Source organism: Microbispora sp. H10949 (assembly GCF_014161435.1).
Taxonomy (GTDB): Bacteria; Actinomycetota; Actinomycetes; order Streptosporangiales; family Streptosporangiaceae; genus Microbispora; species Microbispora triticiradicis.
In genome coordinates, this window is record NZ_JABBWZ010000005.1 from 87915 (window position 1) to 102512 (window position 14598).

Genomic DNA, 14598 nt, shown 5'->3' on the forward strand with positions numbered 1-14598 from the left:
GTGCTGCGCGTGCTCGTCGCCGACGACCAGGACCTGTTCCGCGGCGGCTTCGCGATGATCCTCGGCGCCCACGACGACATCGCCGTGGTCGGCGAGGCGGCCGACGGCGCCGAGGCCGTGGCGAAGGCGGTCGAACTGGAGCCGGACGTGGTGCTCATGGACATCCGGATGCCCGGCATGGACGGGGTCGAGGCCACCGCGCGGGTGTGCCGCAGGACCGGCGCGAAGGTGCTGGTCCTGACGATGTACGACGTCGACGAGTACGTCTACGACGCCCTGCGCGCCGGGGCCAGCGGTTTCCTGCTCAAGGACGTGCGCCGGGACGAGCTCGTCCGCGCCGTCCGCCTGGTCGCCGAGGGGGAGTCGCTGCTGGCCCCCGCGATCACCCGGCGCCTGGTCGCCGAGTTCGTCGGGCGTGGACGTGCCCGGCCCCGGCTACAGCGGCGGCTCGCCGAGCTCACCGACCGGGAGACGGACACACTGCGGCTGCTCGCACGGGGCCGGTCCAACGCCGAGATCGCCGCGGATCTGGTCGTCTCCGAGCACACGGTCAAGAGCCACGTGAGCAACCTGCTGACGAAACTGGACCTGCGCGACCGCGCCCAGGCCGTCGTCTTCGCGTACGAATCCGGACTGGTCGTCGCCGGCGAGCAGGAGATGCCCCGCAGCGACCGGCGCTGACGGAGCGGTGCCGCTTCCTGACGAGGTCGTATTGATCTACATTGTAAAGGTGGCAGACTGGTCGACATGCGTGCGAGCCGGTTGCTGTCCCTGCTCCTGTTACTGCAAACCCGCAACAGGGTGACCGCCGCCGAACTCGCCGAAGAGCTCGAAGTATCGGTCCGCACCGTCTACCGGGACGTCGAGGCGCTTTCCGCCGCCGGAGTGCCGGTGTACGCCGACCGCGGGCCGCTGGGCGGCTACCGGCTGCTCGACGGCTACCGCACCCGTCTCAACGGGCTGACCGCGGAAGAGGCGTCCTCGCTGTTCCTGGCGGGTCTGCCGGGGCCGGCCGCCGAGCTGGGACTGGGCGAGTTCGCGGCGGCGGCGGAGCTGAAGCTGCTGGCCGCGCTTCCGCCCGGACCGCGGTCGCACGCGGCGCGGATGCGGGAGCGGTTCCACCTCGACGTGCCGGGGTGGTACCGCAGCGCCGACGAGGCGCCGTTCCTCACGGAGGTCGCGGAGGCGGTCTGGGAGGAACGGGTACTCCGCACGCGGTACCGCCGCTGGGGACCGGCCGAGGTCGAACGCCTGCTGCATCCGTACGGCCTGGTGCTGAAGGGCGGCTCGTGGTATTTGGCCGCGGCCTGTTCGGGCACGGTGCGGACCTACCGGGTGAGCCGGATCATCGAGGCCGAGGTCCTCGGCGAGCGCTTCGAACGGCCGCCGGACTTCGACCTCGCGGAGTTCTGGCGCGACTTCGCCGAGGAGTTCGCCGCCCGCATGTACACCGCCGAGGCGGTCGTACGGCTCGCACCCGGTGGGGAGGACCTGTTCCGGTACACCCTCGGCGGCGACGTCGTGGACAAGGCACTGGCGAACGGGCATGCCGAGCCCGGCGGGTGGACGCGGCTGACGGTGCCGATCGAGTCGCTCACGCACGCGCGATGGCTGCTGCTGCGCCTGGGCACCCTGGTCGAGGTGCTGGAACCGGCCGAGTTGCGCGCGTTGATGGCCGAGGCCGTCGCGGACCTGTCCCGCCTGTACGGCACGCGGCAGGAGCCCGGCACGGCAGGATAAGCGCATGTCAGAGATCACCGGCAGACGGTGGAACGGCAACATCCACTATCACCCCCGCATCCTGCGCGCGGTTTCCGGCGGGGCCCGGCGCGCCCTCGACGTGGGCTGCGGCGAGGGCATGCTCGCCCGCGAACTCCGGCGGACGGTGCCGGAGGTCGTCGGCATCGACCTCGACGCGCCCAGCATCGAGCAGGCCCGTGAGCACCCCGGCGACGTCGACTACATCCTCGGCGACTTCCTCACCCACCCCTTCGAGCCGGCCTCGTTCGACGCCGTCGTCTCCGTGGCCACCCTGCACCACATGGACGCCGCGACCGGGCTGGCCCGCATGCGCGACCTGCTGCGTCCCGGGGGCGTCCTGGCCGTCGTCGGCCTGGCCCGCAGCACCATGCCCGCCGACCTGCCGCACGACCTGGCCGGAACCGTCCTCGGCGCCTTCTTCCGCGCCACGAAGGGCCACTGGCAGCATCCGTCCCCCATGGTGTGGCCGCCGCCGGTGACGTTTGCGCAGATGCGGCGGCTGGCCGCCGAGCTGCTGCCCGGCTCCCGGTATCGCCGTCACCCGCTGTTCCGCTACAGCATCGTCTGGCGCAAACCCCAGGCCTGAGCCGGGCCCGGCCGCCCGACCGTCAGCCGTCGAGCAGCGCGTGGCCGCGAGGCGTACGGACGTAGAGCACGGCCCGGCCGACCCGGTGCTTGGTCACCAGACCGGCCGACAGCAGCAGAGTGAGCTGCTCGGAGACGCTCGCCGGCGCCAGGCCGGTGCGGCGGGCCAGGTCGGTGGTGGAGGCGGGGGCGTCGAGCTCGCCGAGCAGCAACGCGCGGGAGCGGCCGATGACGGCGGCGAGCGCGCCGGGGACGGGCGCGGTGCCGCGCTCCCACAGGGTGGCGATGGCGCGCACCGGATAGGTGATGGCCGCCTGGCCGGGGGAGTTGGTGCGATAGAGCAGGTGGGGCCAGACGAAGACGGACGGGGCCAGCAGCAGGCCCTCGCCGTTCAGGGTCCGGGACAGCTCCTCCGGTCGATCCTCCAGGTGGAGGGTGCGGTCCTCCCAGCGGATAGCCGGATGCATGTCCGTGAACACGCCGGCGGGGCCGCGTTCGGCGAACTGCCGGGTGCGGTAGAGCAGGTCGCCTTCGAGCAGGTTGCGCATGCGCGCCCAGTGCGGAGCCAAGGCGAGCCGCCAGAACGCCTCGACGGCGCGCACCAGCCGGTCGAGGCCCCGGGCCGGATCCCGGTACAGCTCCAGGGCGCCGCCGGTCAGCGAGCCCGGGGCTTCGTCGGCCATGCGGCCGAGAATGGGCGAACTCCACCCTGGTCACCACCCCCGCACACGACTACGTGAGCGCCCTGAAGCAGGGGTCCGGCGGCGACATCGGCATCCACGGCAGCATCGCGCTGGCCCGCTCGCTGCTGAGGGCCGAGCTCGTGGACGAGCTGCGGCTGGTCGTCGCGCCGGCGGTGGTCGGCCACGGCAGGCGGGTGTTCGACGGCGGTGACGTCCGGTCGTGGCACCTGGCCGAGGTCGAACGGGGCAAGAACGGCACGCTGTTCCTGGACTACAGCCGCTGAGACTCCGTTCAAGCGGCGGCGCGGCGTACCGGGCGGTCGCGCCTTCAACCCACCCGTCTAGGCGCCCTTGATCTTGTGACACGATCGCGGAATGCTGCGACTCACCGATTTCATCATCGACTGCCCGGACACGATGAAGCTGGCGGCCTTCTACTCCGAGGTGACGGGTCGCCCGATCAAGGAAGGCAGCCACGAGGACTGGGCCGGCATCAAGTTCGGCGAGATCGAGCTGGCCTTCATCCGGGTGGACGACTACCGCGCTCCTCAGTGGCCCGACAGTGAGCACCCCAAGCAGTTCCACCTCGACTTCGAAGTGGACGAGATCGAGTCCGAGCAGCGCCGCGTCCTCGACCTCGGCGCGACGCTGCAGCAGGACTTCTTCGGCCCCAACGGCTACGGCTGGCGGGTTTACACCGACCCGATCGGCCACCCCTTCTGCCTGTGCCGCAACAAGGGCGTCATCTGGACCGACCAGGGCCTGATGATCTGACCAAAGCGCGACTAGGGCCTGTCTTGAAGCCATCTGCCCTGCTGCGCGACGACTTTGAGAGTGGCCCGGGCCGGCACGCCGATTCGCTTCGAGCGAGCAGGGCCACCACTACGGGGCCCCCGCCACTTCCGCGCCCGAATCAGGGCGTCACGCGAGCAGGCCGTGGCGCCGCGGCTCGGAGCCTGGCGGCTGCCGCACAGCATCACCGGCCCCGTTCAAGCTGTCCTCGCTCTGTGTCCCAACGCCCCGAACCGAGCTGCAAAGGGCCGGAGTGCCCCTACGAACACCCGGGCTGTGAGTGAAGGCGACGGCGTGCTCAGGCAGCGGTGACCACGTCTGCGTGAGCGGCCCGCAGCAGGGTGCGGGCGGCGTCCTTGGCGTGACGGGCGGGCTCTGGAGACCCGGAGATGGCCGCTGTGGTCATCGCGCCCTCGGCGAGGGGAACGAGCTGGTCGGTCAGCCGCGTGGGCGCGTCGGCGGCGGCCACGAGATCGGCGAGATAGCGCCGGAAGGCATCCTTGTGGGCCTTCGCGATGTCGGCCACGGCCTGGGACGTCGCTCCCAGTTCCCCGAAGGAGTTGATGAAGCCGCAGCCGCGGTAGTCCGGCTCGCTGAACCAGCGGTACAGCCAGTCGAAGACCGCCAGAATCCGCTGCGTAGGTGAGTCGTGGGCATCCACGTACCGAGCCAGATCATGGAGCCACCTCGCGTCCCGCCGCTTCAGGTACGCCTCGACGAGGGTGTCCTTGGAAGGGAAGATCTGGTACAGGCGCTTGAGGGGCACGCCGGAGGCGGTGCGGATCGCATCCATTCCCACCGACTGTATGCCTCGGCCGTAGAACAGTTCCTCGGCAGCGTCGAGGATCCGCTGCTCAGTCGTTTCGAGCTCCACTTCGATCACCCATTCTCGAAAACGAACGTTCTCTTACGGGACCGCGCTCCAGGTCGCAAGGTACATTCCCCGGCGTGGGCCTGACCGTCGCCGTAACGCGGCCTGCCCGGATCCACGGCGCGGGGGCGGGCGTCAGAGGCCGAGGTCGCTCAGGCCGGGGTGGTCGTCGGGGCGGCGCCCGAGGGGCCAGTGGAACTTGCGCTCCGACTCCTTGATGGGGAGGTCGTTGATGCAGGCGTAGCGCAGTCGCATCAGGCCGTTGTCGTCGAACTCCCAGTTCTCGTTGCCGTAGGAGCGGAACCAGTTGCGTGAGTCGTCGTGGCATTCGTAGGCGAAGCGCACGGCGATGCGGTTGCCGTCGAACGCCCACAGCTCCTTGATGAGCCGGTACTCCAGCTCCCGGTTCCACTTGCGGGTGAGGAAGGAGATGATCTCGTCACGGCCAGTGGCGAACTCCGCGCGGTTCCTCCAGCGCGAGTCCACGGTGTATGCGAGGGCGACCTTCTGCGGGTCGCGGGTGTTCCAGCCGTCTTCCGCCAGGCGGACTTTCTGGATGGCGGTCTCCCGGGTGAACGGCGGGAACGGAGGGCGTGCTTCGTCAGTCATGTCGCTGCCTTGGGCCTGTGCGAGAACGAACGTTCTCACCATCAAGCACGACCGTACGAGAACGATTGCTCTCGCACAAGACCGACACGACCACGACCTGGCAGCCCTCCCCGTCGGCGACGAAGCAGGTGAAGCGATGCCCGTCGATGTCGGTGAAGCGCAACTGCACGCCGGGATGAGGCCGTTCTTCGGCGACGATGACGCGCATGCCCTTGGGTCGGCCGGTCAGGTCGGGAATGCCGGTGAGCACACCCAGATGGACCATTTCGGCTACATGGAAGGCGCTATCCGGTCCGGCGAGTGGGCCGCCCGGCTGCTCCTCGACCAGCTCTGACCAGCTCTGCCGGTCGCTGACCGAACCGGTCCTGCAAGAACGGCACGCTGTTCCTGGACTACAGCCGCTGAGACTCCGTTCAAGCGACGGCGCGGCGTACCGGGCGGTGACCCCGGTACGCCGCGCCGCGGTCGTCTTCAGGAGGCCCGGGTCACCGGGTGGTGCAGACGGTGCCGTTCAGGGTGAAGGCGGTGGGCAGGACGTTGGGGCCGCTGTAGGCGCCGACGAAGCCGATGGAGGTGGCGGCGCCGGAGGCGAGCCTGCGGTTGTCCGGGGTGCTGGTGACCGTCACCGTCCTCCCGCTCTGCGTCCAGCTGGCGCTCCATCCGCTGCTGACGCTCTGCCACGTGGTGGGCCAGGTGAAGCCGAGGGTCCAGCCGTCGAGGGCGGCGGTGCCGGTGTTGGTGATCTCGACGTTGCCGACGAACCCGCTGCCCCAGTCGGTGGTGTCCGTCAGGCGTACGGAGCAGGAGCTCTCGGCGGGAGAGCCGGTGGTGAAGGTGAGCGGCGCGGAGGCCCAGGAGACGCGCCCGGCGGTGTCGCGGGCGATCACGTTGACCGTGTATCGGGTGCCGGGAACGAGGTTGTGGACCACGTAGGAGGTGACGGAGGTCTCGCCGAGCTGTTCGGTGACGGCGCCGTTCTGGCGGTGGATCTCGTACTTGGCGACGGGAGCGGCGCCCGGTGCGGCGGCGGGCCAGGAGATGGTGGCGGTCCTGTCGGTGACACCGCTGACGGTGGGCTGCCCGGGAGCCGCGGGAGCGCCCGTGGCCGCCGCCGCGGGGTGCAGCACCAGCGTGCTCACCGAGTACGGCGGGAGGGTCTGGGTGGTGGCGGTGCCGTCGTGGCCGGTGGTGACGGACGTCGCGCCGTTGGTGAGGCTGGACACCGTGGGCGCCTCGTCGGCGGGGGCGAACCCGGCGTACCCGATCTTCACCTGGCGCTCGCTGTCGGGGTCGCGGTTCACCAGCAGCACGGCGAGGTCGCCGTTGGGGCGGCGGACGGCGTGCGCGGCGACCAGCGGCTCGTCGGTGGCCGCGCGGACGAACTGGTCGCCGGGATGCGCGAACGCGCTGACCATGGAGATCGCGTGGTAGGGGGCGAAGGGCGTGTTGAAGGGGGGTTCGCAGACGTCGCCCGTGCAGCCGGCGCTGGACAGCATGCCGAAGTCGCCGTAGTCAGTGTGGCCGGCGACGGTGCTGACGGTGCCGATGCCGTTGTGGACGTTCCACCAGTCGATCGTGAACAGTCCCTGTTCCATGAGAGCCGCGTAGGCGTCGGCGGCGAACAGCGCGGCGGGCTGCGTGTTGTACGCGATCCCGCTGTTGATCTCGGTCATGGCGATGCCGATGTCACCGGCGCGGGCGCCCGCGTGCTTGGCGATCTGCTGCTTGACCATGTAGATCATGTCGGGGATGTGCGCGGTCTTGGTGAGGACGTCGGCGACGTCGGTGTGCGGGGGATACCAGTGCAGGATGACGAAGTCGATCTTCGAGGCGGCGATCGACAGGACGGTGTCGTTCCAGGTGGCCTGGTCACCGTCGGCGACGATGCCGTCGGGCCAGTTGGCGGGGGAGGTGAGCACCGCGCCGATCTTGACGGTGGGATCGACGGCCTTCATGGCGTCCGAGTACTTCACGACGTTCCTGGCGTACTCCGCCGGGGTCTTGTCGGTGTGGTCGTCGGCCTCCCAGTCGGCGCCGTAGTGGCCGTTGCCGTAGTTCTCGTTGCCGATCTCCCAGTACTTGACGCCGTACCCCTTGGTGACGTTGGCGTACTTGACCCAGTCGGCGGCCTCCTCGGCGGTGCCGGTGCCGTAGTTGGCGATGACGATCGGCTGCGCGCCGGTGCGCTGCGCCCCACGGATGAAGGTGTCGAAATCGGTGTTGGGCGCGACATAGCCGCCGGGGGCGGTGTGGGTCTTCCAGTGGTAGATGTCGGCGTACGACCCGCCGGGGTAGCGCAGCATCTTCACACCGGCGGCCTTGAGGAGGTCCGCGGTCTCGTTCGTTCCGAGGTTGGAGTCCCAAATCGCGTGGTTGGTGCCCACCGCGGTGTCGGACGCGACCGCCAGGGCCGCGCGGGTGTTGACGGTGACGGTGACCGGCGTCGTCTCGGCGCCGGCGGAGGGGATTCCCGCGAGGGTCTGGGCGGCCACCGCTGCGCCCATGAGGAGCGCGAGGGCCGGCCTGGAGGTGCGCAGGGTGCTCATGACGTCCCTTTTCTGGAGGATCTTGCGGTGCGATGGTGATCAGGCCGTGTGGAACGGTCAAGGAGAGCGCCTAGTGCGCAGTCATGAGCTGCGGGGGAGTTAGGCGGGGCGTGCAACTTTCATTCGCCTGGTCTCACCGCCGGCGCGGGTGGATCGGCGGAATGTCGGTGGAGTTCGGCAGGATGGCCCCATGGCTTCCTGGCAGGAGATCGAGAAGGAGAATCCCACGCTGGCGGCGCGAGTGCTGGCGAGCATGGGAAAGGGCAGGCACAAGACCATGGCGACGCTGCGGCGGGACGGCTCGCCGCGCATCAGCGGGACCGAGGTGGAGTTCAAGAACGGGGAGGTGTGGCTGGGGTCGATGCCGGGGGCGATGAAGGCGCTCGACCTGCGCCGCGATCCGCGGGTGGCGATCCACGGCCCCTCGGTCGACCCGGACGAGGCGGATCCGGCCTCCTGGGACGGCGAGGCCAAGCTGGCCGGCCGGGCCGTCGAGGTCACCGACCCGGCCGTGCGTGAGGCGTTCGGCGGGCCGCCCGGGCAGGATTTCCACCTGTTCCGGGTCGACGTGACCGAGGTGGTCTACACACGCGTCGACGAGTCGGGGGAGCATCTGCTGATCGAGATGTGGCACGAGGGCGCCGGTCACCGGGTGGTCCGCCGCCGCTGACCCCTCCCCTCAGCAGGGGAGGGTGGTGCCCGGAAGGGGCGTCAGGACCTGAAGTGGGTGGGCATGTTCTGCCCGACCAGGCAGACGGCGGGCCGGGACCCGCAGACGAGGGCCTGCCCGGCATAACCGCCGACGTCGGTGACCACATGCTGGGTCCGGCCCATGACGAAGGTGGGGGCCTGCAGGCCGTTGAGGTTCTGGTTGGACCTGCCCGCGCCCGACCGGCCCTGCGCACCGGCCGCGCGCCCGCCGCTGATGACCTGCCCCCCGCCGCCGCCACCGCCGGGGTGGGGCGCGTGGAACGCCGGGGCCGCCGTACGGGGACGGTGCGAGGCGACCCGCAGCCTGGCCGACTGCACCCCGGCCGACTGCATCCCGGCCGACTGCATCCCGGCCGACTGCGCGGCGGAGACCCGCGCGGTTGTGGGCTGGGCGGCGGCGCTTCCCGCCGGTATGACAAGCACGGACACCAGCACAGACACCAAAGCGGGCGTCAGCGCGGTGAGGAGCGCGGCCGCGGGTGGGGCTATCGCCAGGGCCGCGGACGGCCGCCGGATCGCGGGGACCGTCGCTGTGCCTCTCGCGGGGACCGTCGCTGTGCCTCTCGCGGGGGTGGTCGCGGTGTCTCTTGCGGGGACTGTCGTGAGGACCACGGCGCCGCGCGGGCTCCGCGTGCGGTAGCGGGACATCTCGGTGTGTGCCTTCCTGTTCCTGCCCCGGCGCTCGCTGTCGCTCGTTCGGGTTCCGCCGGGACGTGACCCTCCTACCCGGCGGGGATCCCCGGTAGTTGCGCCCAGGGGCCAAGGAGCGGTGCGCTGTCGTCATGCACTCGGCATCACCGGCGCCCGCTGGACCGCCGTGCGGAAGGCCCTGCCAAAGGGACCGCCCCGATGGGCCGGATCGCATCCACGTGCAGCCGCCGGCTACCGGTTACGGCGCCAGGCGACGCTGGCGCCGGACGTGCTGACCGGCGCCTCTTAGTGGACGCTGAAACCGCCGTCGACGCAGATGGCCTGGCCGGTTACGTACGACGCGGCGTCGGAGGCGAGGAAGACGGCCACGCCGTGGAAGTCGCCGGGAACGCCGTTGCGGCCGGTCATGCTCCGGGCGGCCATCGCCTCCACCCGCCCGGGGACGGCCTGGGCGGGCGCGGTCAGCGGAGTCAGCACGAATCCCGGCACGATCGTGTTGGCGGTGACTCCGCGGCCGGACCACGCCTCGGCCTGGGAGCGGGTCAGCCCGCACACGGCGGCCTTGGCCGCGCCGTAGACGCCGCTGTCGCCGAAGGCGCTGATCGACTGCTGGGAGCCGATGTTGATGATCCGTCCCCAGCCTCGGGCGGCCATCCGGGGGCCGAAGTGCTGCCCGAGCAGGAACGGCGCGGTGAGGTTGACGGCGATGGTCTGGTCGTAGTCGCCGGCGGTGAGGTCGGCCATGGGCCTGCGGATGTTGTTGGCGGCGTCGTTGACGAGGATGTCGACGTCACCGAAGAATCCGTCCGCCTGCTCGCACACGCGGGCGATGGCGGCGCGGTCGCCGAGGTCGGCGCTGATCGTCGCCGCGCGCACCCCGTGGCCGTCGAGCCGGGCGGCGGCCTCGGCGAGTTCCCTCTCGCGGCGGGCGACCAGGACCACGGCCGCCCCCGCCCGCCCGAGGGCCTCCGCCATCGCGTATCCGATGCCGGAGCTGCCTCCGGTGACCAGGGCCACCCGGCCGGTCAGCGAGAAGAGCTCTTCGATGTAGATCGGCACATCGGGCGACGCTAGCAGCGGCCCGTCCCGGTCCGGCGTCCGCCCTTGCCTGCTCCGCACCCCGTCCTGGTCGCCCCGCACGCCGCGCCCCGGTCACGTACGCGCCGCACGGAGGGGGCGCGAGGCCTGCGCGCCGCGCGGGCGTCAGCCGGGGTCGGGGAGCCGCCCGGTGGCCGCCGACTCCTCCGTGGCCTCCGTGGCCTCGGCGGCGTGGGCGGCGACACCCGAGGACACGTCGGAGGAGATGTCGTCGATGACGCCGTTCACGGCGTCGGTGACGGTCTCCTCGGCGTGCAGCTCGCGCATCGCGTCCTCGATCTTGCGCATGACCGTCTCCATGGTGCGCAGGGTCTCGGTGTCGAGCCGCCGCAGGAGGCGGACGTAGCCGCCCGTCCCGGCTTCGATGATCTCGCTGGTGAGCCGCCGCCCCGCCTCGGTGAGCTCGACCAGGCGTACGCGGCGGTCGTGGGGGTCCTCGTGCCGGGTGACCAGGCCCTGCGCGACGACCCGGTCGACGATGCCGGTGACGGTCGCCAGGCCGACGCCGAGGTGGCGGGCGAGCTCCTGGCCGGAGGTGGGCCCGGCGAACGTCAGGAACATGACGACCTTGAACTGCTGCATGGTCAAGGTGGACGCCATCAGCGGCATCGAGCGGTCGCGCGCGAAGAAGCGGCCCAGGCTACGCTGGAGATCCGCGAGCCTGGTGATGATCGATCCGCGCTCGGCCTCCTCTTCCGAGGTGTCCGGCTCCGGGGTGGCCTCCACCGCGCCGGCGGCGGGGGCATCCGCGCGGCCGGCCCGGGGGCGGGGGCCGCTCGTCCGGGGCGTCTCCGGGGCCGCGTCCCTGCTCACCTCCCGGCTCGCGTACGGGCCCTCCTCGGGTCCCGTTCCGGTGCGGGGGCGTCGCTCGGCTGCGCTGTCGTTCACGTTCCACCTCTCGTCACGAGAGGTTACCAGCGTTTAATACACCGGCTAAATCTTAGGGTCATGCGAAGTGTTAGGGTTGCCCCAAACACTTCCTCCGTTGTCAGGAGTTCGGATGACCTCCTTGGCCAGGCTGAGCCTCGCCAACCGCGCACTCGTGATCTTGGTCGCGCTGGTACTCGCGGGATTCGGCCTCTTCGCGATCCCCTCGCTGAAGCAACAGCTCTTCCCGTCCCTGGAGTTCCCGGCGGCCTTCGCGGTGGCGAGCTATCCCGGCGCCGCTCCCGACATCGTGGAGGAGCAGGTCACCAAGCCGATCGAGAGCGCCTTCCAGGGCATCGCCGGCGTCACCGACATCACCTCCACCTCCCGCGAGGGGGTGTCGCAGGTGCAGGTCGCCTACGAGTACGGCACCGACATCGACGAGATGACCGGCAAGATGCAGCAGGCCGTGAGCCGGATCAAGGCGCAGCTTCCGGCCGACGTCGACCCCCAGGTGGTGGCGGGCAGCACCGACGACATCCCGGTCATGGCGATCGCCGTGGGCGACGGCGGCGACGAGCACGCCATGGCCGACAAGATCGAGCGCATCATGGTGCCGGAGCTGCAGTCGATCGAGGGCGTCCGGGACGTCACCGTCAGCGGCGCCCGCGAGCAGCAGGTCGTCATCACTCCCGATCAGGGCAAACTGGCCCTGCTGGGGCTGTCGGCCGCCGCGATCCCCGACCTCCTGCGGACCAACGGAGTGTCCATCCCGGCCGGCACGCTGACCGAGGACGGCAAGTCGCTGACCGTGCAGATCGGCGATCCCGTCCGTACGGTGAAGGACCTGGAGAACCTGTACCTCACGCCCGCGAGCACGGCCGGGCAGGCGGGCGCGGGCCAGCGCGGCGCCGGCGCGGGGACGGGTGCGGGCCAGGGATTCCCCGGTCAGGCGTCGGCCGGCCGGGGCGCCGCGGCCGGGGGAGCCGGTGCGGCGGGCGCGGCGGCGCCGGTCCAGGCGCCCAAGCCACCCAAGCCGGTCAAGCTGGGCGACGTGGCCGAGATCAAGGTCGAGAACGCCACCGCGACCACGCTCACCCGCACCAACGGCACCCCGAGCCTCGGCGTCTCGATCACCATGGTTCCCGACGGGAACGCGGTGCAGATCTCCCACGACGTCAACGACACCCTTCCCGGGCTGACCCGCGCCCTCGGCGACAGCGCCGAGCTGAATGTCGTGTTCGACCAGGCGCCGTACGTCGAGAGGTCCATCGAGGACCTCGCCACCGAGGGCCTGCTGGGCCTGGCGTTCGCCGTACTCATCATTCTGGTGTTCCTGCTGTCGGTGCGTTCGACGCTGGTCACGGCGGTGTCCATCCCGTTGTCGGTGGTGATCGCGCTGATCGCGCTGTGGGCGGGTGACTACTCGCTGAACCTGCTGACGCTGGGCGCGCTGACGATCGCGGTCGGCCGGGTGGTCGACGACTCGATCGTGGTCCTGGAGAACATCAAGCGTCATCTCGCCTACGGCGAGGAGAAACGGCGGGCGGTCCTGACGGCCGTGCGCGAGGTGTCCGGCGCGGTCACCGCCTCCACGCTGACCACGGTCGCGGTGTTCCTGCCGATCGGCTTCGTCGGCGGGCTGGTCGGGGAGCTGTTCAGCTCCTTCGCCATCACGGTCACCGTGGCGCTGCTGGCGTCGCTGCTGGTCGCGCTGACCGTCATCCCGGTGCTGGCGTTCTGGTTCCTCAAGGCGCCGGAGCTCACCCCGCAGGAGGCGCAGGCCGTACGCGAGGACGCCGAGCGCCGGGAACTGCGCAGCCCGCTGCAGCGGATCTACCTGCCGGTGCTGCGCTTCGCGACCCGGCGGCGCCTGGTGACGGTGCTCATCGGCGTCGTGGTGTTCGCCGCGACGATGGCGCTGGCGCCCAAGCTGAAGACCAACTTCCTCGACTCCTCCGGCAACGACACCACGCAGATCAGCCAGCGGATGCCGGCCGGGACCGACCTCGCGACCACCGACGCGGCGGCCAAGAAGGTCGAGGAGGTGCTGGCCGCCGACAAGGACGTGAAGTCCTACCAGGTGACCGTCGGGGGCGGCAACCGCTTCCTCGGGGGGCTGGGCGGCTCCGCCGACCGCGCCTCCTACTCCGTCACCCTGGAGGAGGGCGTGGACACGCCCGTCCTGGAGGAGCGGCTGCGGGAGCGGCTGAAGGGCATGACCGGCATCGGCGACATCACCGTCGGCGGCAACGGCGGCGGCGGGTTCAACTCCGACCAGGTGCAGGTCATCGTGCAGGGGGCGGACCAGGACGCGCTGAAGACGGCCGCCGCGTCGGTCCGCGACGCCATGGCCGGCGTGGGCGGCCTGCGGGACGTCACCTCCAACCTCGAAGACAGCATCCCCCGGGTCGAGGTGCACGTGGACCGCGAGAAGGCCGCCGCCCGCGGCCTCACCGAGGCCACCGTCGGGCAACTGGTCGCGCAGGCGTTCCGCGGCGCGCCGGTCGGCTCGATCGACGTGGACGGCCGCTCCAGCGACGTGATCCTGCGCGGGGCCGGCGACGCCCCCGACGACCTCGCCGCGATCAAGAAGCTGACCGTTCCGACCGCGACCGGCCTGGTGAAGCTGTCCGACGTGGCCGACGTCGTCCGGGCCGACGGGCCGACCCAGATCACCCGCCAGGACGGCGACCGCACCGCGACCGTGTCGGGCGCGGCCGACGCATCCAACCTGGGCGCGATCACCACCAAGGTCACCGAGAAGCTCAAGACGATGACGCTTCCGGCCGGGGTGACGTACAAGATCGGTGGCGCGAGCTCCGACCAGCAGAAGGCGTTCGCCGACCTGGGCATGGCGATGCTGATCGCCATCGCGATCGTCTTCATGATCATGGTGGCGACGTTCCGCAGCCTGGTGCAGCCGCTGATCCTGCTGGTGTCGATCCCGTTCGCGGCGACCGGCGCCATCGGGCTGCTGCTGGTCACCGACACCGCGCTCGGCGTGCCCGCCCTGATCGGCATGCTGATGCTGATCGGCATCGTCGTCACCAACGCCATCGTGCTGATCGACCTGATCAACCAGTATCGCGAGCAGGGGCTCGGCGTGACCGAGGCGGTCATCGAGGGCGGGCGGCGCCGCCTGCGTCCCATCCTGATGACCGCGATCGCGACGATCTGCGCGCTCACCCCGATGGCGCTGGGCGTGACCGGGTCGGGCGGGTTCATCTCCCAGCCGCTGGCCATCGTCGTGATCGGCGGCCTGCTCTCCTCCACCCTGCTCACGCTGGTCCTGGTGCCCGCCCTCTACGTCATCGTCGAACGGCTGAAGGAGCGCATGCGCCGCACTCCCGCGCGGCCCGGCGGCGACGACGGCGAGGTCACGGTGTACGACGAGGAGGCCCTCGAACCCGCCCGATGAGAG

Annotated in this window: 15 protein-coding genes; 8 read left to right on the forward strand and 7 right to left on the reverse strand. The window is 70.9% G+C overall.

Annotated elements, in window-relative coordinates; all coding sequences use genetic code 11:
• The 3 genes from HHX40_RS13840 to HHX40_RS13850 all read left to right on the forward strand — a co-directional run bounded on the left by HHX40_RS13840 (position 1) and on the right by HHX40_RS13850 (position 2347).
• Positions 1–681: a response regulator gene (locus tag HHX40_RS13840; RefSeq protein ID WP_182880914.1), complete on the forward strand. Its 681-nt coding sequence runs from the start codon at positions 1–3 to the stop codon at positions 679–681.
• Positions 682–747: 66 nt separating this feature from the next.
• Positions 748–1740: a helix-turn-helix transcriptional regulator gene (locus HHX40_RS13845; protein ID WP_182876774.1), complete on the forward strand. Its 993-nt coding sequence runs from the start codon at positions 748–750 to the stop codon at positions 1738–1740.
• Positions 1741–1744: 4 nt separating this feature from the next.
• Positions 1745–2347 (forward strand): class I SAM-dependent methyltransferase, encoded by a 603-nt coding sequence (locus tag HHX40_RS13850; protein ID WP_182880915.1) that lies wholly within the window; start codon positions 1745–1747, stop codon positions 2345–2347.
• 22 nt (positions 2348–2369) lie between these two features.
• Here the strand turns inward: HHX40_RS13850 and HHX40_RS13855 are convergent, their stop codons facing one another.
• On the reverse strand, positions 2370–3029 hold the full coding sequence (locus HHX40_RS13855) for a DUF5937 family protein (protein WP_182880916.1): 660 nt from the start codon (positions 3027–3029) through the stop codon (positions 2370–2372).
• A gap of 53 nt (positions 3030–3082) precedes the next feature.
• Here HHX40_RS13855 and HHX40_RS13860 point away from each other — a divergent pair, with 53 nt between their 5' ends.
• Both HHX40_RS13860 and HHX40_RS13865 read left to right on the forward strand, forming a co-directional pair.
• Positions 3083–3313 (forward strand): dihydrofolate reductase family protein, encoded by a 231-nt coding sequence (locus HHX40_RS13860; RefSeq protein WP_220499104.1) that lies wholly within the window; start codon positions 3083–3085, stop codon positions 3311–3313.
• A 91-nt stretch (positions 3314–3404) separates the two neighbouring features.
• Positions 3405–3803: a VOC family protein gene (locus HHX40_RS13865; protein ID WP_111697586.1), complete on the forward strand. Its 399-nt coding sequence runs from the start codon at positions 3405–3407 to the stop codon at positions 3801–3803.
• 316 nt (positions 3804–4119) lie between these two features.
• On the opposite strand, the gene HHX40_RS13870 is transcribed toward HHX40_RS13865, so the two are convergent.
• Together HHX40_RS13870 and HHX40_RS13875 are read right to left on the reverse strand one after the other, a co-directional pair.
• On the reverse strand, positions 4120–4704 hold the full coding sequence (locus HHX40_RS13870) for a TetR/AcrR family transcriptional regulator (RefSeq protein ID WP_208804412.1): 585 nt from the start codon (positions 4702–4704) through the stop codon (positions 4120–4122).
• A 123-nt stretch (positions 4705–4827) separates the two neighbouring features.
• A complete protein-coding gene (locus HHX40_RS13875; RefSeq protein ID WP_111697587.1) occupies positions 4828–5301 on the reverse strand; it encodes a DUF1348 family protein in 474 nt (157 codons plus the stop codon).
• Between the two features lie 136 nt (positions 5302–5437).
• Here HHX40_RS13875 and HHX40_RS13880 point away from each other — a divergent pair, with 136 nt between their 5' ends.
• Positions 5438–5635: an FAD-dependent oxidoreductase gene (locus HHX40_RS13880; protein ID WP_182880918.1), complete on the forward strand. Its 198-nt coding sequence runs from the start codon at positions 5438–5440 to the stop codon at positions 5633–5635.
• A 151-nt stretch (positions 5636–5786) separates the two neighbouring features.
• Here the strand turns inward: HHX40_RS13880 and HHX40_RS13885 are convergent, their stop codons facing one another.
• Positions 5787–7847, reverse strand: coding sequence for a cellulose binding domain-containing protein (locus HHX40_RS13885; RefSeq protein ID WP_182880919.1), 2061 nt, complete (start codon positions 7845–7847; stop codon positions 5787–5789).
• Between the two features lie 190 nt (positions 7848–8037).
• Between HHX40_RS13885 and HHX40_RS13890 the strand changes: the two genes are divergently transcribed.
• A complete protein-coding gene (locus tag HHX40_RS13890; RefSeq protein WP_182880920.1) occupies positions 8038–8517 on the forward strand; it encodes a pyridoxamine 5'-phosphate oxidase family protein in 480 nt (159 codons plus the stop codon).
• 41 nt (positions 8518–8558) lie between these two features.
• Here the strand turns inward: HHX40_RS13890 and HHX40_RS13895 are convergent, their stop codons facing one another.
• The 3 genes from HHX40_RS13895 to HHX40_RS37670 all read right to left on the reverse strand — a co-directional run bounded on the left by HHX40_RS13895 (position 8559) and on the right by HHX40_RS37670 (position 11195).
• The gene (locus HHX40_RS13895) at positions 8559–8981 is read right to left on the reverse strand and encodes a hypothetical protein (protein WP_182880921.1); all 423 of its coding nucleotides are present in this window, start codon (positions 8979–8981) and stop codon (positions 8559–8561) included.
• A 513-nt stretch (positions 8982–9494) separates the two neighbouring features.
• The gene (locus HHX40_RS13900) at positions 9495–10268 is read right to left on the reverse strand and encodes an SDR family NAD(P)-dependent oxidoreductase (protein WP_182880922.1); all 774 of its coding nucleotides are present in this window, start codon (positions 10266–10268) and stop codon (positions 9495–9497) included.
• 144 nt (positions 10269–10412) lie between these two features.
• Positions 10413–11195, reverse strand: coding sequence for a MarR family transcriptional regulator (locus tag HHX40_RS37670; protein ID WP_310738091.1), 783 nt, complete (start codon positions 11193–11195; stop codon positions 10413–10415).
• A gap of 112 nt (positions 11196–11307) precedes the next feature.
• On the opposite strand from HHX40_RS37670, the gene HHX40_RS13910 reads away from it, so the two are divergent.
• Positions 11308–14595: an efflux RND transporter permease subunit gene (locus HHX40_RS13910; RefSeq protein WP_182880923.1), complete on the forward strand. Its 3288-nt coding sequence runs from the start codon at positions 11308–11310 to the stop codon at positions 14593–14595.
• The last annotated feature ends 3 nt before the right edge of the window (positions 14596–14598 follow it).